Origin of the sequence: Novosphingobium aquiterrae (assembly GCF_042434435.1) — a bacterium.
Lineage (GTDB): Bacteria > Pseudomonadota > Alphaproteobacteria > Sphingomonadales > Sphingomonadaceae > Novosphingobium > Novosphingobium aquiterrae.
Genome location: NZ_JBHLTL010000004.1, coordinates 146,193 through 167,627 on the forward strand (window position 1 = coordinate 146,193; position 21,435 = coordinate 167,627).

17 protein-coding genes are annotated in these 21,435 nt (G+C 63.9%); 14 read left to right on the forward strand and 3 right to left on the reverse strand.

Annotated features, from left to right (window positions below; genetic code table 11):
• The first annotated feature begins 6 nt into the window (after positions 1–6).
• The 13 genes from ACFFF7_RS06680 to ACFFF7_RS06740 all read left to right on the forward strand — a co-directional run bounded on the left by ACFFF7_RS06680 (position 7) and on the right by ACFFF7_RS06740 (position 16,844).
• Positions 7–1,113: a nucleotide-binding protein gene (locus tag ACFFF7_RS06680; RefSeq protein ID WP_379480599.1), complete on the forward strand. Its 1,107-nt coding sequence runs from the start codon at positions 7–9 to the stop codon at positions 1,111–1,113.
• Positions 1,110–2,816 (forward strand): preprotein translocase subunit YajC, encoded by a 1,707-nt coding sequence (locus tag ACFFF7_RS06685; RefSeq protein WP_379480600.1) that lies wholly within the window; start codon positions 1,110–1,112, stop codon positions 2,814–2,816. The genes ACFFF7_RS06680 and ACFFF7_RS06685 overlap by 4 nt, the downstream gene beginning before the upstream one ends.
• A gap of 16 nt (positions 2,817–2,832) precedes the next feature.
• Entirely contained in the window at positions 2,833–4,011 is a 1,179-nt protein-coding gene (locus ACFFF7_RS06690; protein WP_379480601.1) for an XrtA/PEP-CTERM system-associated ATPase, read from the forward strand.
• A gap of 35 nt (positions 4,012–4,046) precedes the next feature.
• Positions 4,047–4,904, forward strand: coding sequence for an XrtA system polysaccharide deacetylase (locus tag ACFFF7_RS06695; RefSeq protein ID WP_379480935.1), 858 nt, complete (start codon positions 4,047–4,049; stop codon positions 4,902–4,904).
• Positions 4,901–5,977, forward strand: coding sequence for a FemAB family XrtA/PEP-CTERM system-associated protein (locus ACFFF7_RS06700; protein WP_379480602.1), 1,077 nt, complete (start codon positions 4,901–4,903; stop codon positions 5,975–5,977). Before ACFFF7_RS06695 ends, ACFFF7_RS06700 begins: the two co-directional genes overlap by 4 nt.
• Complete coding sequence (locus ACFFF7_RS06705) at positions 5,953–7,212, forward strand: TIGR03087 family PEP-CTERM/XrtA system glycosyltransferase (protein ID WP_379480603.1); 1,260 nt, start codon at positions 5,953–5,955, stop codon at positions 7,210–7,212. The genes ACFFF7_RS06700 and ACFFF7_RS06705 overlap by 25 nt, the downstream gene beginning before the upstream one ends.
• Positions 7,202–8,758, forward strand: coding sequence for an exosortase A (xrtA, locus tag ACFFF7_RS06710; RefSeq protein WP_379480604.1), 1,557 nt, complete (start codon positions 7,202–7,204; stop codon positions 8,756–8,758). The genes ACFFF7_RS06705 and xrtA overlap by 11 nt, the downstream gene beginning before the upstream one ends.
• 11 nt (positions 8,759–8,769) lie before the next feature.
• On the forward strand, positions 8,770–10,668 hold the full coding sequence (locus tag ACFFF7_RS06715; RefSeq protein ID WP_379480936.1) for an XrtA/PEP-CTERM system amidotransferase: 1,899 nt from the start codon (positions 8,770–8,772) through the stop codon (positions 10,666–10,668).
• A gap of 71 nt (positions 10,669–10,739) precedes the next feature.
• Positions 10,740–11,768, forward strand: coding sequence for an HlyD family secretion protein (locus ACFFF7_RS06720; RefSeq protein ID WP_379480605.1), 1,029 nt, complete (start codon positions 10,740–10,742; stop codon positions 11,766–11,768).
• A gap of 6 nt (positions 11,769–11,774) precedes the next feature.
• Complete coding sequence (locus tag ACFFF7_RS06725) at positions 11,775–13,490, forward strand: ATP-binding cassette domain-containing protein (protein WP_379480606.1); 1,716 nt, start codon at positions 11,775–11,777, stop codon at positions 13,488–13,490.
• Positions 13,487–14,620, forward strand: a complete 1,134-nt coding sequence (locus ACFFF7_RS06730) for an ABC transporter permease (RefSeq protein ID WP_379480607.1) — start codon at positions 13,487–13,489, stop codon at positions 14,618–14,620. The genes ACFFF7_RS06725 and ACFFF7_RS06730 overlap by 4 nt, the downstream gene beginning before the upstream one ends.
• Positions 14,617–15,729, forward strand: a complete 1,113-nt coding sequence (locus ACFFF7_RS06735) for an ABC transporter permease (protein ID WP_379480608.1) — start codon at positions 14,617–14,619, stop codon at positions 15,727–15,729. Before ACFFF7_RS06730 ends, ACFFF7_RS06735 begins: the two co-directional genes overlap by 4 nt.
• A gap of 137 nt (positions 15,730–15,866) precedes the next feature.
• Positions 15,867–16,844 (forward strand): crotonase/enoyl-CoA hydratase family protein, encoded by a 978-nt coding sequence (locus ACFFF7_RS06740; protein WP_379480609.1) that lies wholly within the window; start codon positions 15,867–15,869, stop codon positions 16,842–16,844.
• On the opposite strand, the gene ACFFF7_RS06745 is transcribed toward ACFFF7_RS06740, so the two are convergent.
• Positions 16,841–17,539, reverse strand: a complete 699-nt coding sequence (locus ACFFF7_RS06745; RefSeq protein ID WP_379480610.1) for a pirin family protein — start codon at positions 17,537–17,539, stop codon at positions 16,841–16,843. The genes ACFFF7_RS06740 and ACFFF7_RS06745 overlap by 4 nt on opposite strands.
• Positions 17,540–17,714: 175 nt before the next feature.
• Here ACFFF7_RS06745 and ACFFF7_RS06750 point away from each other — a divergent pair, with 175 nt between their 5' ends.
• Positions 17,715–19,859 carry a TonB-dependent receptor gene (locus ACFFF7_RS06750; protein WP_379480611.1) on the forward strand — a complete coding sequence of 715 codons (2,145 nt, stop codon included), beginning with the start codon at positions 17,715–17,717 and terminating at the stop codon, positions 19,857–19,859.
• Between the two features lie 2 nt (positions 19,860–19,861).
• Here ACFFF7_RS06750 and zapE read toward each other — a convergent pair whose 3' ends face one another.
• Positions 19,862–20,974: a cell division protein ZapE gene (zapE, locus tag ACFFF7_RS06755; RefSeq protein WP_379480612.1), complete on the reverse strand. Its 1,113-nt coding sequence runs from the start codon at positions 20,972–20,974 to the stop codon at positions 19,862–19,864.
• Positions 20,971–21,435, reverse strand: a complete 465-nt coding sequence (locus ACFFF7_RS06760) for a PaaI family thioesterase (protein ID WP_379480613.1) — start codon at positions 21,433–21,435, stop codon at positions 20,971–20,973. The genes zapE and ACFFF7_RS06760 overlap by 4 nt, the downstream gene beginning before the upstream one ends.

Here is a 21,435-nt window from a genome sequence, read left to right on the forward strand (position 1 = left end):
CCGGACATGACCAAGCACAGCAAGATCCGCATCCCCAAGATCAAGGGTGAAGACATTCCGGTCGAGCAGCCCAAGCGCGATGGCGGAACCCTGATCGAACGCGTCGTGCGCAATTACGATCTGGTTCAGCTCAGCGCGCCACCGATTCCGGAAAACCTGATCCCGCCCGTGGCAAAGCGTCGACGCTACAGCCGCGCCTCCGACCAGGCCGAAGATGCCGTAGTCACGCCGATCACCGAGGCTCGGCAAGCCGCGCCGCAACCGGCCGAAGCCTTCCAGCCAAAGCCCGAAGTCATCGAACCCGATGTCGTGGTGGCGGCGCCTGCGCCGCAGGAGTCGACCGCGCTGGCAGCCATGCCCGAGCCGGTCCGCTTCAAGGGCCCCGCCATGGCGGTCAACCGCCACCATCTGCGCGATCAGGGGCTTATCGTCCCCGAAGGCACAGTGACCGGGCTCCTTGAGGAATTCCGCATCGTCAAGCGGCAGCTCCTGCTGCAGGCCTCGCAACTTGCCCAGCAGGGCATGGGTCCGGCGGCGCAGCGCGTGCTGGTCTGCTCACCGCATTCAGGCGAGGGCAAGACCTACACCTCGCTTAATCTGGCCCTGGCGATCGCTGCGGAAAAAGAGACAGAGGTTCTGCTGGTCGATGCCGATTTCGCCAAGCCATCGGTGCTGTCGTCGCTGGGGCTGGCAGGCGGACCGGGCCTGATGGATGCGCTGGCCGATCCGAATCTCGACGTTGTCGATTGCGTCATCGGCACCGATATTCCCGGTCTGTGGGTGCTGCCTGCGGGCAATGCAACGACTTCGGATTCCGAATATCTGTCGAGCTCGCGCACCCGCGCTGTGCTCGACCGGTTGACCCAGGGTTCGCCGCAGCGCTTCGTGATCTTCGATTCGCCGCCGGCGCTGGCCGCGTCACCGGCTGCCGAACTTGCCAAATATGTCGGACAGGCGGTGCTGGTCGCCCGCGCCGACCGGACCGGGCAAGGGGCGCTCGAAGACGCGATCTCGCTGCTCTGCGCCTGCCCGAACATCCAGCTTCTTCTCAATGCCGTCCATTTCAGCCCCAGCGGTCGCCGTTTCGGGTCGTATTATGGATACGGGGGATGACCAAGATGTCGCATCAGTTCAACCGCGTCGCGCTGGCTGCGGTCTTGGCCCTTGGGGCGCCGATGGCGCTGCACGCGCAGGAATTGCCTTACAGCGATGTCGCCGAAGAGGCCGATTCCGGCCATGGCGATGGAGACGGGGGCACCGGGGTCCGCACACCACATGTCACCATCTCGCCTTACATCGAGGCGAGCCAGGTGCTGCTGGCGGAGCTCTCGCCCGGGCACGACACGGTGACCTATTCCACCCTGGCCGCCGGCGTCGACGCGGTCATTGGGGGGCGCAACAACCAGGGGGCTGTCTCGCTTCGTTATGAGCGCCGCTTCGGCTGGGGCGGCAAGACGGTCGATTCGGATTCGCTGTCGGGCGTGGCGCGGTTCCAGACCGCCATCGTTCCGCGCGCAATCAACTTCGAAGTCGGCGCGATGGCCGCACGCAGCACAGTCGAAAACAACGGTTCGACGGTCAGCGGCGTCGAACTGGGCAACAGCAGCCAGGTCTATTCGGCCTATGCCGGACCCAGCATCGCGACCCGAACCGGCGATCTGTTCGTCAATGGCCACTACTACTTCGGCTACACCAAAGTTGAACAGCCCGATGCGATTGTGCTGGTTCCGGGACAGAACCCAGTTGACCTGTTCGATAGCTCGACCCGGCACAATGCCGAGCTGCATGTCGGAACCAAGGCAGGCGAGCCATTGCCTGTCGGGATCGGTGCCGGGGCAGGCTATAACCGCGAAGATATCTCCAATCTCGACCAGCGTCTCGAAGACTTTCATGCGCGCGGCGACGTTGCCGTTCCGCTGACCAGTGATTTGCAGCTGGTCGGCGGCGTGGGCTGGGAAAAGGTCAAGGTTTCGCATCGCGACGCGCTGCGCGATACGGTCACCGGCCTGCCGATCATCGGCACCGATGGCCGCTATGCCACGGACACGGCCCAGCCGCGCCAGATCGCCTTTGAAAGCGAAGGGTTGATCTGGGATGCCGGCGTTATGTGGCGGCCCAGCCGCCGCACTGCGCTCGAAGCGCATGTCGGCAAGCGCTATGGCTATACCAACTATTACGGCAGCCTGGCCTATGCGCCGAACAGCCGCATGTCGCTGAATGTCTCGGTCTATGACAGCATCACCAGCCTTGGCGGTATGCTCAACGATGCGCTGGCCGACCTGCCGACCGAATTCGAAGCCGTGCGCAATCCGCTCAATGGCGATCTTGGTGGCTGCGTCGCGGCGCAGGGTCCGCTCAAGTCAGGGCAGGGCAGCTGCCTGACCGGAGCGCTCAGCTCATTGCGTTCCTCGGTGTTCCGCGGCCGCGGGGTGATGGCCAGCCTGGGCCTTACCGGCGGGCGCTGGAACTATGGTCTGGGTGCCGGCTATGACCGCCGCCGCTTCATCGCAGTACCGGGATCGGTGCTGGGCGTGACCAACCTGACCATCGACGAAAACTGGTGGGTCGGCGCCTATATGAGCGGGCAGCTTGACGCCAAATCCAGCCTGGGGGCCACCGTATGGGCCAACTGGTTCCAAAGCGGAGACGCCTTGGCTGGCAATAGCAATGCGGTTGGCGCAACCGCGTCCTACAATCGTTCGATCTGGGATCGTCTGAGCGCAACCGCGGCGGTGGGTATCACCGGCGTCAACCGCGACGACCTTGCCGATTACTGGACAGCGCAGGCCCAGGCGGGCGTGCGGTATCAGTTCTGAGCCTGGAGTAGCTAGGATGTTCAACGACTTTTACGGGCTCAGCGGACGGGCGTTTCAGCTTACGCCGGATCCGGCGTTCTATTTCGAAAGCCTGACGCACAGGAAGGCGCTGTCCTATCTGTCCTATGGCCTGGCCCAGGGCGAAGGCTTTGTGGTGATCACGGGTGAGGTCGGGGCCGGCAAGTCCACTCTGGTCGCGCATTTGATGGCCACGATCGACCCGGCGCGGCTGACCGCGGCGCAGATCGTCACCAGCAAGCTGGACGGCGAGGAACTGGTCCATGTCGTCGCCCAGGCGTTTGGCCTGATCGTCGAAGGCCATGACAAGGCCAGCGCGCTGGGCGCGATCGAAGCGTTCCTGCACGACGAGGCCCGCTCGGGCCGGCGCTGCCTGCTGGTGGTCGACGAAAGCCAGAACCTTGAGCTTGAGGCGCTGGAAGAGCTGCGCATGCTGTCCAACTTCCAGCTGGGCGCGCATCCCTTGCTGCAGACCCTGCTGCTCGGCCAGCCCGAATTCCGCGACACCATTCAGGAGCACCCGCAGCTGGAGCAGCTGCGCCAGCGCGTGATTGCCGCGCATCATCTTGAAGCAATGGAGCGGGATGAGGTTCAGTCCTACATTGAACACCGCCTCAAGAAAGTTGGCTGGGACGGCAACCCGGCGTTCGATCAACGCGTGTTCGCCGAAATCTATGAAGCGTCCGGCGGCGTGCCGCGCCGGATCAACCAGGTGTGCAACCGCCTGATGATGCTGGGCGCAATCGAGCAGCGCACCCATATCGACAGCGAAATGCTGGGCCAGGTTCTGGAAGAACTTGAGACTGACGGCACAATGCAGCTCAAGACGCCCGAGCGGATGCAGGACGCTGCTGCTGCCGTGGCCGAAATCCCCGTCGCCGCACCCTTGCCGGTCGATGCTGTGGCGATGGCCCAGGTTCAGGCCTTGCTGGCCGAACGCGATGCCCAGATCACCGAACTGCAACAGGCCGTGATCGAGCTTGCCAACGAACGCGAAGCGCCCGCTGCTGCGGTGAGCGTGGACGCCCCGGGCCGCGACGCAGCGATGGAAGAGCTTGAGGCCAAGTTCGCCGCGCTCGAAGCCAAGATGCTCGAGCAGGAGCGGACGATCCGACAAACCCTGACCATGCTGATCGAGTGGATCGAGGCCGACGACGCCGGCCGCGCAGCCGCCTGATCGAACGGGAACGCGAGGTCGCCGTGCAATCCCAGCTGGTCAATGGCCTTTCGGTCGATGTCGAGGACTGGTTCCAGGTCGGCGCTTTTGAAGGGGTTATCGACCGGGATCACTGGGATTCGCTTGGCTCCCGGGTCGAGCGCAACTGCGAGATGATCCTCGACATGTTCGCCGCGGCCGAGGTCAAGGCGACATTCTTCACGCTTGGCTGGGTCGCCCAGCGTCACGGCGCGCTGATGCGCCGGATCGTCGCCGAGGGCCACGAACTGGCCAGTCACGGCTGGGATCATGCCCGGGTGTTCCGCATGGACCGCGCTGAATTTGCCCGTGACATCGAGAAAAGCCGCAAGATGCTTGAAGATGCCTCAGGCGTGGCCATCACCGGCTATCGCGCGCCCAGCTTCTCGATCGACCAGCGCACACCGTGGGCCTACATGGTGCTGGCCGAACAAGGCTTTGCCTACAGCTCCAGCGTGGCGCCGATCACCCACGATCACTATGGCTGGCGTGACGCACCGCGCTTTGCCTTCAAGCCGCTGCCGTGGGCCGATCTGGTCGAAATTCCGGTAACCACTGCGCAGTTCGCCGGAAAACGGCTGGCGGCAGGTGGGGGGGGATTCTTTCGTGTTCTCCCCTATGCCTTTTCGCGCTGGGCAATTCGCCAGGTCAACGATCAGGATCGCCGCCCGGCGGTATTCTATTTCCATCCGTGGGAAATCGATCCGGCACAGCCGCGCGTCACCGGCGCGTCACTCCGCTCGAAACTGCGGCACTACACCAACCTTTCGGTCTTGGGCGAAAAGCTTGAGCAGCTTATCGGTGAATTCGCCTGGGGGCGGATGGATGTTCTGGCACTGCGCGAAGCGCCGCTCGCGGCGGATCTGGCAGCGTGAACGCACCGTTTCGCCCTGTTACCGTGACGGTTCGTGCCTGCGACCTGGCCCAGCGCGATGAGCGCACCCGGCTGGAGGCCTATGTAGCCGGACATCCGCACGGGACAGCCTTTCATCGTCCGGCCTGGACACTGGCCGCGGCGAAAGGTACCGGCAACACGGCGCGCACGCTAATTGCGGAACGCGGCACCGACGTCGTCGGCCTGCTGCCATTGCTCGACATCGCCTCCTGGCTGTTCGGGCGTGCCCTGGTCTCCAACGGTTTCGCCGTGGGCGGCGGGGTTCTGGCTGATGACGATGCGGTCGCCGCAAGTCTGATCGCCGAGGCGGAAGAGCTGGCCTTGGCCACGCATTGTCCGTCGCTTGAACTGCGCGGCGGATACCTGCCCGAAGCGCGCAAGGCGTGGTCCGTTACCGCCGCAGCCCATTGCGGGTTTGTCCGTCCGCTGGCCGACGATGACGAGGCGCAGCTGCTCGCAATCCCGCGCAAGCAACGCGCCGAAGTCCGCAAGAGCCTGGCCGGCGATCTGACGGTGGAGATCGGTACGTCCCGCGCAGACCGCGCCGCGCACTATGCCGTCTATGCCGAATGCGTGCGCAACCTGGGTACGCCGGTCTTTCCGCGCCGCCTGTTTGGCGAAGTCCTGGACGCGTTCGGCGCAGAGGCCGATATCCTGACCGTCCGGCACAACGGACAGCCCGTGGCGAGCGTTCTGTCGCTCTATCACGCCGGGGCGGTCCTGCCTTACTGGGGCGGGGGAACCCCCAACGCCCGCAGCCTGCGCGCCAACGACCGGATGTATTACGAACTGATGCTCCATGCCCGTCGGCGCGGTTGCAACCGCTTCGATTTCGGGCGGTCGAAGACCGGCAGCGGGCCTTATGAGTTCAAGCGCAACTGGGGCTTCGAACCTGAGCCGCTGCGCTATGCAACCTGGACTGCCCCCGGCGCCCAGCCCCGCAACACGGACCCGACCAGCAGCAGCCACAGCGCCAAGATCGACCTGTGGAAGCGCTTGCCCTTGCCCGTCGCCAATCTGCTCGGTCCGTGGATTTCGCGGGGGCTGGGATGAGCGGCGAGATCCTCTTTCTGTCGCACCGCATGCCGTTCCCGCCGGATCGCGGCGACAAGATCCGCTCGCACCATGTGCTGCGCAAGCTTGCGACGCTGGCCCCGGTCCACGTTGCAACCTTTGCCGACGATGAGCGCGATATCGCGGAAGAGGTGGAACTCGCTTCGATCGCGCGCAGCTATCGTCTGGTCCGCCGGGTCAAGCCCCTGATCGTGGCGGGCATGCAATCGCTTATGCGGCGGCAGCCAGTCAGCGTTCCGGCCTTTTCGAGCGCAGAGATTGCCAAATACGTTGCCGCGGTACTGGCCGAACATCCGATCTCGATGATCTATGCATTTTCCGGACAGATGGGACAGTTCATCCCGGCGTCGTTTACCGGGAAGGTTGTTTTCGATTTCGTCGACGTCGATTCGGCCAAGTTCGAAGCCTATGCCGATGAGGCCAGCGGCATTCGGCGTTGGCTGTTCGAGCGCGAGGGGCGCCTGCTTGCGCATGAGGAAGCGCGCATCGCCGCGCGATCCGACGTCAGCCTGCTGGTTTCGTCCGAAGAGGCAGCCCTGTTTCGCCTGCGCTTGCCGGCCGAGCAGGCCGCGGACTGCGACGTGCGTACTCTGCGTAACGGCATCGACAGCCGCTTCTTCGATCCGGCGATCGTCAGCGCCGCGTCGGCGATGGCAGCCAGCCCGGGACCGCGACTGATCTTTGTCGGCCAGATGGACTATGCGCCCAACGTAACGGCCGCGCTGCGGGTGATCGACCGCCTGCTTCCTGCCATACGCGAGACGCTGCCCAAGGCGACGTTCCATATCGTCGGGCGCAATCCCGACGAACAGCTGGTCGAATATCATGGCAAGAACGGGGTATTCGTCTGGGGCGGGGTGGACGATATTCGCGCCTATCTGGCCGCAGCTGATCTGGCGCTGATCCCGCTGGAAATCGCCCGCGGGGTGCAGAACAAGGTTTTGGAAGCCATGGCGATGAGCCTGCCGGTGGTACTTACCAGCCAGGCTGCCACCGGGATCGGCGCAGTCGATGGTGAACATCTGGCGATCGCCGACAGCGATGAAGATCTGGTCGACCGGGTGACCGCGCTGCTGGCGCACCCGCGCCAGGCACTGACGCTGGGGCACGAGGCGCGAAACTATGTCGTGGAGAAGATGAGCTGGCAGGCCGCGCTGGCACCGCTGGTCGATCTGGTCTCCGACCCTGCGGCCGAGCCGCGCCATGCCGCCTGATCTTGCGCTAAGCCTGGGCGCAAAGCGCGCCTGGGCGCTGGACCCGGTTTGGAAATCGGCGCTTATCCGCCTGGGCGTGGTCTGGGCCAGCCTGATCGCCGTCTTCGCCGCTGACTGGCTGCGCATATTCGATCAATGGTGGCATAGCTCGACCTATGGCCACATGCTGCTGATCCCGCCCATGGTTGCATGGCTTGTCTATCAGCGCCGCACCGAGATCCTGCAGCTACACCCGCAGGGTTGGGCGCGCGGCATCCTGGCCGTGATGGGCGTGCTGGTGATCTGGGTTCTGGGTGCAGTGTCCGGGCTTGACCTTCTGCGGCAGAGCGCCGTCGTCGCGTTGCTTCCGGCAACGCTGCTCGTTCTGCTCGGCCCCAAAGTCTTTGCCGGCTTGCTTTTTCCGCTCTGCTTTATGGCTTTCATGGTGCCGTTCGGCGATGAGTTTGTCCCGGCGCTGCAAATGGTCACCGCGACGCTGACCATTGCACTGGTCCGGCTGAGCGGCATTCCGGCTTCGATCGACGGCGTGTTCATCGATACGCCGGCGGGTCTGTTCGAAGTGGCCGAAGCCTGTTCAGGCGTTAAGTTCCTGATCGCCATGATCGCATTAGGCGCGTTTGTCGCCCATGTCGCTTTTCGCAGCCCATGGCGCCGCGCCCTGTTCATGGCGCTGTGTGTGGTCGCGCCGATCCTCGCCAACGGCTTGCGTGCCTTCGGGACGATCCTGGCAGCCCAATACGTGGGCGCCGAGAAGGCCGGCGGGATCGATCACCTGATCTATGGCTGGGTATTCTTCGCGCTTGTTATTGCTGCGGTGCTTGGCATCGCCTGGCGCTGGTTCGACCGGCCGGGCGATGATCCGATGCTTGATCCCCAGGCGATCGACCGTTCGAAGGTTTTGGCGCGCCTGACCGGGACGCCTTCGCCGGCATGGTCGGCGATGCTGGCCATTGCCTTGCCGCTGGCGGGATCGCTGCTGTGGGTCCGCGCCGCCGACGAGTTGACCGCGCCGCTGCCGGCACAGGTCGGATTGCCCGAAGTTCCGGGGTGGCAAAGGGACGATTACGCGCCGTCCTACCCATGGCAGCCGCGCGCCGCGGGTGCTGACCACCGCCGGATCGGGCGTTATCGCAACGCCGCCGGACGCCAGGTTGATGTCTTTGTGGCGCAATATGCGGCCCAGCGCGAAGGCAAGGAAGCCGGCGGCGCAGGCGAGGGTGCCTTGCCGAGCAATGCCGGATGGTCCTGGCGGGGCAACGGGCCCAGCATGCCATCGGCGCGCACCGATCGGCTTCGCGCCGAACAGGGCACCGAGCGCATCGCCGAAACCTATTATCGCACCGGAGCCTTGCTCACTGGCAGCAATGGCGAGCTCAAGCTCGCGGTCATTCGCGACCGGGTGCTGTTGCGGCCGCGCGCCACGATGTTGCTGATCCTGTCGAGTGAACTGCATCCCGGCCGGGATGCAGCAGCCGATCTGGCGGCCTTTCGCGCCGCGATCGGCCCTGTCGGGCAATGGATGGACCGCATCGGATCGGGCCGCTAGGGACCGGACCGATGTGCGGAATTGCCGGAATCTATCACCTTGCCACGCCCAAGCCGGTCGATCCGCTGCGGATCGAGCGAATGTGCGATGCCCTGGCGCATCGCGGACCGGACGGCGCCGGGGTGTGGACCGCGCCGGGCGTTGGGCTGGGACATCGCCGCTTGTCGATCATCGACGTCGCCGGATCGCCGCAACCGATGGCCTCCAGCGATGGCCGCACCATGCTGGTCTTCAATGGCGAGATCTATAATTACCGCGAACTGCGCGAGGAACTGCGCGGCGATGGGGCGCAATTCCATACCGACGGCGATAGCGAGGTGATCCTTGCCGCCTGGCAGCGCTGGGGCCAGGATTGCCTGCCGCGCCTGCACGGCATGTTTGCCTTCGCGATCTTTGACCTGGCCGAACGCACACTGTTCCTCGCCCGCGATCGGCTGGGGGTGAAACCTCTGTTCTACGCCCCGTTGAGTGATGGCAGCATTGCCTTCGCATCAGAGCTGAAGGGGCTGCTGGCCCATCCCTTGTTGCGGCGCGAGGTCGATCCGCTGGCGATCGATGACTATCTTGCCTGGGGCTATGTCCCGGATCATCGCTCGATCCTGGCGGGCGTCAGAAAACTGCCAGCCGGGCATTCGCTGTTGCTGCGCCACGGCGCGCCGCTGCCTGCACCACTGCAGTGGTGGGACGTGTCCTTTGCCGAGCGGCGCCGCGGCAAGCCTGCCGATCTGGAAGCGGAACTGCTGCACCTGATGCGCCAGGCGGTCTCTTCGCGGATGGTCGCCGACGTGCCCTTGGGCGCGTTCCTGTCGGGCGGGGTCGACAGTTCCAGCGTGGTGGCGCTGATGGCCGAGGCTGGCCGCGATCCGGTCAAGACCTGCTCGATTGGATTTGATGTCGCCGGACTCGATGAGAGTGCATATGCCGGCCAGATCGCCCGGCGCTTTGCCACCGATCACCGCGCCCGGACGGTTTCGCCAGACGATTTCGCCCTTGTGGATACCCTGGCAACGATGTTCGATGAGCCGTTTGCCGACGCTTCGGCGCTACCGACCTGGCGAGTCTGCCAACTAGCACGTGAAACGGTGACCGTTGCCCTTTCCGGCGACGGCGCGGACGAAGCCTTTGCGGGCTATCGCCGCCATGTCTTCCAGCACGGCGAGGACCGCCTGCGTCGCGCCCTGCCGCAGGCGCTGCGCGGTCCGCTGTTCGGGGCGCTTGGCGCGGTCTACCCAAAGGCCGACTGGGCGCCGCGGCCGCTGCGCGCGAAAGCGACGCTGCAAGCGCTCGGCTTGCCCAGTGAAGACGGCTATGCCAGCGCGATTGGGATCGTGCCGCCGGAGCTGCGCGCATCTCTCTATTCGCCCGATTATCTGGCGCTGCGCGGCGACTACCGCGCGGAAGAGCCGCTGATCAATCTGATGCGCAACGCCCCGGCGCGGTCCGGGCTCGACCGCGCACAATATGCCGACCTCAAGTTCTGGTTGCCCGGCGATATCCTGACCAAGGTCGATCGCACCAGCATGGCGGTCAGCCTGGAAGCGCGCGAGCCGCTGCTCGATCACCGCCTGATCGAATTCGCCGCCAACCTGCCCGAAGGGCTGCGGGTGCGGTGGGGCGAGGGCAAGTGGCTGCTCAAGAAGACCATGCAGCGCTATCTGCCCGACGAGATTCTTTACCGTCCGAAGCAGGGGTTCGTCACCCCGATTTCGCAGTGGTTTCGAGGACCGCTGGCAGATGTCGCGCGGACCATCGGTAACAGCAGCGCCCTGGCGCGAACCGGCTGGTTCAATTCGCAGGCACTTAATGGCGTGGCCGAAGCACATATCAGCGGACGCTCTGATCATGGCCGCCTGTTATGGCAATTGTTGATGCTTGATCGTTCCATGTCGACTTTGGGCCTAAACGCCTGACAAGTTCTTGACCCCGCTTGCAGTTGGGCTAGCTATCGCCCAGGCACCTGAAGCGGTGCGGGGGAGTATTCATGGGGTCGCAAGACGTTTCATCGCCTAAGAACAAGCGATTGCGCGGCATTCTTGTCATTGCCGTGATTGCGGCAGCGCTGTGGTTCGGCGGGCGCGCGATGGGCTGGTGGGGCAAGCAGGACGATGGTCATCTGCGGCTCTACGGCAATGTCGAAATCCGGGAAGTTCAGCTTGGTTTCCGCGTGCCGGGGCGGATCGCGCGGCTTCTGGTTGATGAAGGTGATCGAGTGACGCCGGGCCAGGTTCTGGCCGAGCTGGATACCCGCCCGTTCGAGGATCGTCTGGCCGGAGCCGATGCGCGCGTGGAAGCCGCTTCGGCAACTGCGGCACGCGATGCCAACGGATCGCGTCCGCAGCAAATCGGTGAAGCCCGTGCCGAAGTCGCTGCCGCTGAAGCCGCCATGACCGAGGCGCAGCGTCAGTACGAGCGCCGCCAGGCGCTGGTGGACAAGGGTTTCATCAGCAAGGCAGACCTCCAGACGGCAGACGCCGCACTGCGCAGCGCGCAGGCGCGGCTTGCCCAGGCTCAGGCCGGGCTGTCGCTCGCCCTGGCCGGCACGCGGGTGGAGGATCAGGCGACCAGCCAGGCCAACCGCGCAGCCACCGTGGCTGAACGCCAGGCGGTTCAGACCGATATAAGTGACACTGTGATCCGCGCTGCGGAAGCGGGCCAGGTGCTGACCCGCGCGCGGGAAGCAGGAGCGATCGTCAGCGCCGGACAAACCGTATTGACCGTCGCGCTGACCCAGCCAGTGCGGGTGCGGGCCTATGTCGCAGAACCCGATCTGCACCGGATCCGGCCGGGCATGGCCGTCCGGGTCAGGGCCGATGGGACGGCCAGGGAATGGCCCGCCACGATCGGCTTCATCTCACCCGTGGCCGAGTTTACGCCGAAGACGGTCCAGACCGAGCAACTGCGCTCCGATCTGGTCTATCGCGTCAGGCTGACCGTCAATGACCCACAGGGCGATTTGCGTCAGGGTGCCCCGGTCACGGTTCTGCTACCCGACAGTGCGGGCGGGAATTGACCTGCCATGGCGGAGGCACCGCTCCTCCGGCTGATCGACGTGGCGAAGCGTTTCAAGGGAGCGCGGCGCGGCGCGGCGGGGACACAGGCGCTCGACGGGATTAGTCTGACACTGTTACCGGGGCACTCGCTCGGACTTGTCGGGCCCGATGCTGGCGGCAAGACCACGCTGATGCGCATTCTTGCCGGACTGGTCGAGGCCGACAGCGGCAGCGTCGAAGTAATGGGGCGTCCGGTCGCGGAGCTTGATCGCAGCCTGATCGGCTACATGCCGCAGGGAGGAGCGCTCTATGGCGAGCTTACGGTCCTTCAAAACCTAGAACTTTATGCACGCCTGCGCGGTCTTGAGCCGCAGGATAACCCTGAGCGGATGGATGTTCTTTACCGTGCAACCGGACTTGGACCATTCAAGGATCGCGCGGCCAACCGGCTATCCGGCGGGATGCGGCAGAAACTGGCCCTGGCCTGTGCGGTGGTGGCCGCGCCGCCGTTGATGTTGCTCGACGAGCCTTCGGTCGGCGTCGATCCGGTGTCGCGGCGCGAGATCTGGGATCTGGCGCAGGAGCTGGCCGGGCCGGGCAGTGCGATCGTCTGGACCACCAGCATTCTAGACGACGCCGGCAAATGCGATGACGCGATCCTGCTGCATCATGGCAAGGTGCTTTATGACGGGCCGCCCGCCGAGTTGGCCGAACGGGCAGCCGGACGAACCTTCGCCATGCCCTTGCCGGCCAGCAACCGCCGGGACGCCTTGCAGGCCGTGCTTGAACGCCCCGACGTGATCAGCGCGACCATGTCCGGGCGCACGCTGCGAGCGGTGTGCCGCGCCAAGAGCGCACCCGGCGCGCAGTGGAAGCCGGCACAGCCAACCGCAGAGGACGGCTTTTCCGCGATCCTGGACGATGGCACGCCCTTGCCGCCCAGCGCGCTAGCCGCGGCATTTCCCCTGCGTACGGCCGATCCGGCACGGCCGGCGATCGCAGCTCTGGGCCTTACCCGCCGGTACGGCGATTTTATCGCGGCGCAGGACATCGCCTTCACCGTATTTCCAGGCGAGATATTTGGCCTGCTTGGTCCCAATGGCGCGGGCAAATCGACGACCTTCCGCATGTTGTGCGGGCTGACCACCCCAAGCAGCGGCTATGGCACCGTTGCCGGGCGTGAGCTGACCAGTGCCGGTGCCCAGGCGCGTGAGGCGATGGGCTATATGCCGCAGAAGTTCTCGCTCTATGGCGATCTCTCGGTGCTGGCCAACCTGCGATTCGTCGCGGGTGCTTACGGACTGAGAGGCGTGGAGGCGCGGCAGGCGATCGATAGGGCTGTCGCCGCTTTGGACCTTGGCGCGTTCACCGCAAGCATGGCAGGCCTGCTCCCGCTTGGCATCAAACAGCGGCTCGCGCTTGGCGCGGCCGTGCTGCACACGCCGCCAGTGCTGTTTCTGGATGAGCCGACCTCGGGCGTCGACCCGCTTACCCGGCGTGAGTTCTGGCATCACATCAACGCGATTGCTGCGCGCGGCACGGCGGTGCTGGTCACCACCCATTTCATGGACGAGGCCGAGAATTGCGACCGCCTGCTGCTGATCAACCGATCGCAGGCGATCGCCAGCGGCACGCCTGACGATCTCAAGCGCGCGGTCCTCGATAATCCCGATCCCACCCTGGAACAGGCGTTCATCACTTTGATCGAGGCCCAGGGCCGCATCGAAAGCGAGGCAGCGTGAGCGCGCGCGATCCGCACGCCAGACGGCGCGCCGGTGCGATCCGGGCCAAGGAATGGGCGCAGGTCTGGCTCGATCCGTCAACCTTCGGCCTGGTCGTGCTGATGCCGCTGATCCTGATGATCCTGTTCGGCAATGCCGTCAGCCTTGACGTCAAGGCCTCACGGCTAGGCGTGATTGACCGCGACCATACTGCGGCATCGCGCGAGCTGGTCCAGGTGCTGCGCCACAACAGCAGTTTTGCCGTTGTCGAAGGGCCAGCCCTTGCTGAACTGGAAGGCGGTCTCAAGGATGGCACGTTGCGGGGGATCGCGACGATACCTGAAGGTTTCGAGCAAGGCCTTGCCCTGGACCAGCCGCGTGACGTCCAGCTGGTCACCGATGGCGCGCAGGTCAACACTGCGACCTTCCTGACGGGACACTTGCGCGGGGCCCTGCGCGCGTGGAGCGAAGCGCGCGCCAGCCAGTATGGCGCCAGCGCCGGCCCGATGATCGAGATCGTCCCGCGCTATACCTACAACCCGGGCCTGCAAAGCCGCTACATGCTTGTCCCCGGCGCGATCGGGATTGTCATGGCGATGATCGGCAGTTTGCTGACCGCGTTGATCATGGCGCGGGAGTACGAACGCGGGACGATGGAGGGGTTGCTCTCGACGCCGATCTCGATTCCCTCGCTCGTGCTGTCCAAACTGATCCCCTATTATGTCCTCGGCCTGGCATCGACCGGCATTTGCGTGCTTGTCGCGGTCTATGGCTACGGCCTGCCGTTCCGTGGCTCGATCCTGGCATTGTTCCTGATTGCCTCGGCCTTTCTGGCCGCCGTGCTGGGGCAGGGACTGCTGATCTCGGCAGGAACCAAGAACCAGTTTGTCTCGACCCAGTTTGCGCTGCTCTCCGGATTTCTGCCGTCGCTGCTGCTGTCCGGCTTTCTGTTCGAGATCGATTCAATGCCGCCAGCGATCCAGTGGCTGACCTACATAGTCCCGGCGCGGTACCTGATCCCGTCCTTGCAAAGCGTATTCCTGGTCGGTGATGTCTGGCGCCTGTTCATTCCCAATATCGTGATCCTGTTCGGTTTCGGCGCGTTTTTCTTCCTGCGGGTGACCCGCGCGATCAAGCGGCGCATCGCATGAGCGGGGCGCTGGTCCGCATCGCCGCGATGGCGCTGAAGGAGCTGCGGGTTGTTCTACTCGATCGGCGCGTGCTGACCACGCTGGTGATTTCCCCGATCATCCAGCTGATCCTGTTCGGATTTGCCACGACGCTGGAAGTGAAGAATATTACCGTCGGCGTGGTCAACCGCGATAGCGGCGTTGCTGCCGAACAGTTTCTCGCTGGCGTCGGGGCGCTGCGCAACGTCCGCGCGCTGCAATTCTACGCCAGCGAACAGGCGCTTGCCGACGCGATCGAACAGCGGGAAGTCATTGCCGGCGTGCTGTTGCCGCCCGATCTTTCAACCAAGGTGGCACGCGGCGAACCGGCCACTGTGGGCGTGCTGCTGGACGGGCGGAGGATCAATGCGGCGCAAATCGTTGCGGGCTACCTCAATGACATTGCCTTGCAGACCGGGGCAACTCTGCGGCCCGATACAGTAACCGCCGCGCCACAGGTTGTCGCGCGGCACTGGTTCAATCCCAACCTCGAATATCGCTGGTTCACGCTGCCGGGGATGATCACATTGATCACCACGGTATTGGTCTTGTCTGTATCCGTTCAGGCGATTGCCCGTGAGCGTGAAGCGGGCACCTGGGACCAACTGATGGCCATGCCCATGCGCTATTGGGAAATCGTTGCCGGAAAATGTGTTCCTGCTTTCACGGTCGGGCTGTGCAACGGGGTGCTATACATCCTGATCATTCCGCTGGTGTCGGACGTGCCCTTCGTCGGATCGATCCCGTTGATGATTTTGGCCATCGCATGCTTCAGTATTACGGTAACAGCCATTGGTCTCAGCGTTTCGACTCTGGCACAGAACCAGCAGCAGGCCTTTCTTGGCGGTTTTCTTGTCATTGTGCCGATGATGCTGCTGTCGGGCTACGCCAGTCCGGTCGATTCCATGGCGCCATGGCTTCAGCCCATTTCGTGGCTCGATCCGCTCAGCCATATGCTTATCCTGTGCCACGGGTTGTTCCTGAAGGGGATCCCCGCCGAGACTGTTCTTGCGCAGATCATGCCGATGCTGGCCGTGGCTTCGACCGCGCTGGTTGCCGCGACCCTGTTGCTCAAATGGCGCAGCGAATGACCTGAAACGAGACTCGGTCTATCGCATTGCGGAAATTTTTCTTTGCCAAGTGACCATACCTTCAGTTAGATTCCTAAAAAGACAGGGGCCTGCAAAAGTCCATCTGCCAAATTACTAGGTCGCAGCAAGAGGGGCATATGGATCGACTTTCGAGCGATCTAGGCGGACGGGAAGAAACGGCTGAATCGCAGCCTTATGGCGCGATCTCGTTCACCAATCCGACTGAGGAATTACTGGTCCAGGCGCAGCGGCGACTGGCCATTCCCGAAGAACTATTCGGATTGGAGCAACTCGATGTCTTTTATGACGAGGAGCCGGCCGCTCTCTGGTCATTCATGCGGCCATCGGGCAGGCCAAGTTTTACGCCGCAGTTGCTCGGTGACTTCATCAACTGGCAACGATTGATCGGAGCCCATTTTGGCCCTGATCATGTACCGCTCCGCTATCTGGTGCTCGGCAGCCGCTCGCCCGGGGTGTTCTGTTTCGGCGGCGACCTGGAACTGTTCGCGGCCCTGATCCGCGAAGGCAATCGCGATGGACTGGCGGCTTATGGCTATCGCTGCGTCGAGATTCTTCATCGCAACCTGCATTCGCTCGACCTGCCGGTGCTGACAATCGGACTGGTTCAGGGGCAGGCACTTGGCGGCGGGTTCGAAGCGCTGCTGTCGTTCGATTACATCATTGCGGAACGTGGTTCGGTGTTCGGACTACCTGAAGTGAAATTCGGTCTGTTTCCCGGCATGGGCGCGCACGCCTTTCTATCGCGCAAGATTGGCTCGGCCTTGGCTGACCGGGTCATCATGGGCGATGTCCCATTCACCGCGGAACAGATGTTCGACATGGGTATCGTGCAGGCCCTGGTTGAACCAGGGCAAGGCGTTGCCGCCGTCAGAGACTTCATGCGCAAGTCAGAGCGGCGCCATGCCGGACTGGTCGGCGCGCGCCGAGCAAGCAAGCGGGCGGATGACATCAGCCTGTCGGAACTGCGCGACATCGTTGACCATTGGGCAAATGCCGCACTCAATCTGCGTGAGCAGGATCTAAAGCTCATGCAGCGGCTTGCCGCGGCGCAGGAGAAGCTTCCCCGCGACGCGGCTGCCGCCGCTGCTGCCTAAGCAGCGTCGACCATCACCACTTCGACATCATCGATGGCCTCGACGGTCAGGCCGGTTTCGCCGGTGATGGCAATGCCGTCACGCGGTTGCGCTTCCACGCCGTTGACGCGAATGCGCCCGACAGGTGCCACCAGATAGACGTGACGCGCCGGATCGATAGGGTAATCGATCGACGTTCCGGCAGGAATTGTCGCCGCCACCACGCGGGCATTGCACCGGATGGGCAGGGCATCGTCAGCTTCGGGATCGCCGCTCGCCACCACTTCCCATCGTCCGGCGCGCTCGCCGCGGGGAAAAGCGCGCTGTCCCCAACCAGGCGCCCCGCCAGCGCGGTCGGGCATGATCCAGATCTGGAACAGGGTGGTCGTTTCGTCTTCCAGATTGAACTCGGCGTGCTGGATACCGGTGCCGGCGCTCATCACCTGAACGTCGCCCGCGCCGGTCCTGCCCTTGTTGCCAAGACTGTCCTGGTGCGTGATCGCACCGCTGCGGACATAGGTGATGATTTCCATGTCGCTGTGGGGATGGGGTGGGAAACCGCTCTTTGGCGCGATTGTGTCATCGTTCCACACGCGGATCGGACCCCAGCTCATCCTGCGGGGATCGTAGTAATTGGCAAAACTGAAATGATGAACGGCATCAAGCCAGCCGTGGTCGGCATGGCCAAGACTGGCAAAAGGGCGAACTTCGATCATGATTGTTTCCACCTCGGCGGGGTGTGACCGCCGGCATGGATCAAAGATGGGATTTGAGGCGAACGGTTCAAGGGCTGCGGGGAAGGGTGTGCGCATACATAGAGTAATGTTGTATCATCGCAGCTGAGGTCATATGGAGGCGCCGAACGCGATTCCCTCCTGATCCAGGTAACCAATGCCCACGACCAACCGCCTTGCGCTGCTCACTGGCTCTGCTGTCCTTGCGCTGCTGGCAGCATTTCCCGCTCATGCCCAGGAAACCCCGGCGCAGCCTGTGCCACAGGACCACAATTCGCCCGCCGATACCTATCATCAAGGTCCGGGACAGGAAATCGTCGTTACGGCACCGCTGCGCACCCAGCGCCTCGACAGCCTCTCCGGTGTCGCAATTCTAGGCGGTGCCGATCTGACCGCTGCGCTGCGCCCGTCGATCGGCGATACGCTCAAGAACACGCCCGGGGTGAGTTCAAGCTCTTTCGGACCGACCGCATCACGCCCGGTCTTGCGCGGGCTTCAAGGTGAGCGCGTGCGTATTCTGACCAACGGGATCGGTTCGATCGACGTTTCGAACACCTCGGCCGACCACGCCCCGGTGGTCAATCCGCTACTGGCGGAGCGGATCGAAGTGCTGCGCGGCCCGCAGTCGCTGCTCTATGGCTCGGCCGCGATCGGCGGGGTCGTCAACGTGGTCGATGGGCGTATTCCCAACGTCGTTCCGGATGAGCCTATCCATCTGTCGGCACTGGCCGGCTATGCGACGGCAGCCAAAGAGCGTGACGGATCGATCAGTATTGACGTCCCGCTTTCCGGTGGCTGGGTTGGCCATGTCGATGGCAGCTACCTGAAGAGCGCGGACATGCGGATCGGCGGTTATGCCCTGACTCCGGACCTGCGCGCGCAGGCGCTGACCTCCAGCCTGCTGCCGGCAGAGCCGGGCTCGGATATTGATTTCGCCGCCAATGCCAATGTCCGCGGGATCCTGCCCAACACCGCCGCCCGAACCTGGAGTGCGGCCGCTGGACTGGCCTATATCAATGATCGCGGCTCGATCGGGGTGGCCTACAGCCATTTCGACAGCCTCTACGGCGTTCCGCTGCGCCTTGCCACTTTGCCCGGTCAGGGACAGGAGGCGCCGCGGTTGCAGCAAAGCCAGGACCGGATCGATGCCCGGGCCGAGGTCAAGCCGGACAACGGCCCGTTCGATCAGATCGGCTTCCGCTTCGGCTTTGCCGATTACGTTCATGCCGAACTGGGACCAGACGGGGCGGTTGGCACCACGTTCTTCAACCAGGGCATGGAAGGTCGGCTCGAACTGCGTCAGCGCAAGTCCGGTCCCTGGAGCGGAGTCAGCGGACTGCAATTTGTTCGCCGGGATTTCGACGTGATTGGCGATGAGGCCTTTCTGCCGCGGAATTCAACCGGCCAGTTCGGCCTGTTCACCATGCAGCAGATCGACAGCGGTCCGCTACGCGTTGAAGCCGGCGCGCGGTGGGAACATGCCGCACTGGAAGCGAAACCCGCACCGGATCAGACCCAGTTCTTCAGCGGGTCACGCAACTTTGACGCGTTTTCAGGAGCACTGGGTGCCTCGTTCGAATTGGCCAAGGATTGGCGCATCGGCGTCAACCTGTCGCGGACCGAGCGCGCGCCCGCAGCAGAGGAATTGTTCGCCAACGGACCCCATGCCGGAACGTCGGCGTTCGAAATCGGCGACGTCGATCTGGCCAAGGAGAACGCCTTGAGTGTCGAGGCGATTCTGCGGGGGAAGGGTGCCGGCTACAGCTTTGAGCTGAGCGCCTATCATAGCTGGTTCGGAAACTTCATCTTCGAACGTGCGACCGGCGGTCTGGAAGAGGGGCTTCCGGTTTTCCAGATCAGCCAGGCCAATGCCCGCCTCTATGGCTTTGAAGCGGAAGCCAAGGTCACGCTGGCGCGTTTCGGTGCTTGGACGATCGAGGCCGATGCGCTGGCCGACTATGTCCATGCCACGATCGATGGCTCCGGACCGGCGCCGCGGATCCCGCCGCTGCGCATGCTGGGCGGGCTGAGCCTGGAATCCTCGCACGTCAACCTGCGCGGCGAAGTGGAGCGCGTGACCGCGCAGAACCGCATTGCGCCGTTTGAAACCGCAACGCCAGGTTACACCATGGTCAATGCCGAGCTGGGCTGGCGGCCTTGGGGCAAGTCTCGCCCGCTGAGCTTCGTACTGACGGCCAATAACCTGTTCGACGTCAATGCCCGGCGGCACGCCTCGTTTCTGAAGGATTATGCGCCGCTTGCCGGTCGCGATATTCGCGTGACCGCGCGGCTGGAGCTCTAGCCTTAGTCTTCGCCATGTCCGGCGGCGAGATAGTCCGCGCTTTGCATTTCTTTGAGTCTGCTGACGGTTCGCTCGAATTCGAAGCGTCCATCACCTTGGGCATAGAGATCTTCCGGTTCGGCGGCGGCGGTGGCGAACAGTTTTACCCGATTTTCGTACAGCGCGTCGATCAGTGTCACAAAGCGCGCCGCTTCGTTGCGCTGATCGGGGCCCATGCAAGGGATGCCGACCAGGATGACGGTGTGATAGGTCTGGGCGACGGCCAGATAATCCGCCGCCCCGCGTGCCTCGCCGCAAAGCTTCTTGAAGCTGAAGACGGCCACGCCCTTGAAGCTTTTGGGAACGTGGAGCGTGCGGCCTCCGCCCAGGTCCAGATCGGCTGACGGTACGTGCTCGCTGTCTTCGGGGGGGTAATCGGTCAGCCGGAAAAACGCCTCGCGCACCTGGGCGGTGGCGGCCTCGCCAATGGGTGTGTGCCAGCTATCGATCCCCGCCAGCCGTTCAAGCCGATAGTCGATTGGCCCGTTCAGCGGCAGGACGTCCAGTTCGCTTTCGATCAGGGCGATGAACGGCAGGAAGTGCTCACGGTTCAGGCCGTCCTTGTAAAGCTCTGATGGGGCCCGGTTGCTGGTCGTGACCACCGTTACGCCTTCGTCCCGGATCAATGCAGTGAACAGCCGGCTCATGATCATTGCATCGGCCGAATTATTCACGACCATTTCGTCGAAGGCCAGGCAGCGCACATCCCGCGCCAGTTCGCGCGCGACTTTGGGAATCGGATCGCCAGGATCCCTTTCGCGCCAGATCCGCATCGCCTGGTGGACCTGCAACATGAAGGCATGGAAGTGGACGCGGCGCTTTTCCGTGATCGCCAGATTGTCGTGGAACAGGTCCATCAGCATCGACTTGCCGCGTCCGACCCCGCCCCACAGATAGACCCCGCGCGGCGACTCTGCCTTTCGTCCGAACAGGCGACCCAGAACACTGCTGTTCGCTGGTGCTTCAAGCCTTGCCTGCAGCCGGCTGAGCAATTCCGCAGCAGCGCGTTGTTGGGGATCCGCGCGCAGTTCGCCCGCAGCGACGAGCGCATGGTACCGCTCGATTACGCTGGTCATCGCACCGTCGGTTTGCGGACAATACCGGAAAAGGACGCGACCAGGTGGCTGTCGCCTTCGCCCTGGACCACGACGCCGCGCATGAACACCAAGCGCCCGGTTTCACGCATCACCTCGACAATGGCGTCGAGCGGTTGTCCCAGCGATCCGGCACCGGTGAACTGGCTCGACAGTTCCAGCGTGACAGAACCGCCCGCATCGCCCTGCAGAAGAGTCCGCATTGCGGCAAACAGCGCTATGTCGATCAGCGCCAGCGTGACGGCGCCGTGGACCATGTCCAGAAGGTTCGAATGACGCCGTTCGGGAAACATCCTAACGCGGCAGCTGCGCGCATCTTCTGGACGCACCAGCATGCGGCCCATGGTCTGGGCATTGAAGCGCGTATCGTCGGCCAGTTCCCAGCGGTGCCAGCCAGGATTGTCCGGATCGGGTTCGTAGATGAAGCCGCGCTGGTCAGCCAC

Bases quoted from the DNA above. Each gene is read 5' to 3' on its own strand.
- ACFFF7_RS06680 (WP_379480599.1), top strand. From the start codon at position 7: ATGACCAAGCACAGCAAGATCCGCATCCCCAAGATCAAGGGTGAAGAC.
- ACFFF7_RS06685 (WP_379480600.1), top strand. From the start codon at position 1,110: ATGACCAAGATGTCGCATCAGTTCAACCGCGTCGCGCTGGCTGCGGTC.
- ACFFF7_RS06690 (WP_379480601.1), top strand. From the start codon at position 2,833: ATGTTCAACGACTTTTACGGGCTCAGCGGACGGGCGTTTCAGCTTACG.
- xrtA (WP_379480604.1), top strand. From the start codon at position 7,202: ATGCCGCCTGATCTTGCGCTAAGCCTGGGCGCAAAGCGCGCCTGGGCG.
- ACFFF7_RS06715 (WP_379480936.1), top strand. From the start codon at position 8,770: ATGTGCGGAATTGCCGGAATCTATCACCTTGCCACGCCCAAGCCGGTC.
- ACFFF7_RS06720 (WP_379480605.1), top strand. From the start codon at position 10,740: ATGGGGTCGCAAGACGTTTCATCGCCTAAGAACAAGCGATTGCGCGGC.
- ACFFF7_RS06725 (WP_379480606.1), top strand. From the start codon at position 11,775: ATGGCGGAGGCACCGCTCCTCCGGCTGATCGACGTGGCGAAGCGTTTC.
- ACFFF7_RS06735 (WP_379480608.1), top strand. From the start codon at position 14,617: ATGAGCGGGGCGCTGGTCCGCATCGCCGCGATGGCGCTGAAGGAGCTG.
- ACFFF7_RS06740 (WP_379480609.1), top strand. From the start codon at position 15,867: ATGGATCGACTTTCGAGCGATCTAGGCGGACGGGAAGAAACGGCTGAA.
- ACFFF7_RS06745 (WP_379480610.1), bottom strand. From the start codon at position 17,539: ATGATCGAAGTTCGCCCTTTTGCCAGTCTTGGCCATGCCGACCACGGC.
- ACFFF7_RS06750 (WP_379480611.1), top strand. From the start codon at position 17,715: ATGCCCACGACCAACCGCCTTGCGCTGCTCACTGGCTCTGCTGTCCTT.
- zapE (WP_379480612.1), bottom strand. From the start codon at position 20,974: ATGACCAGCGTAATCGAGCGGTACCATGCGCTCGTCGCTGCGGGCGAA.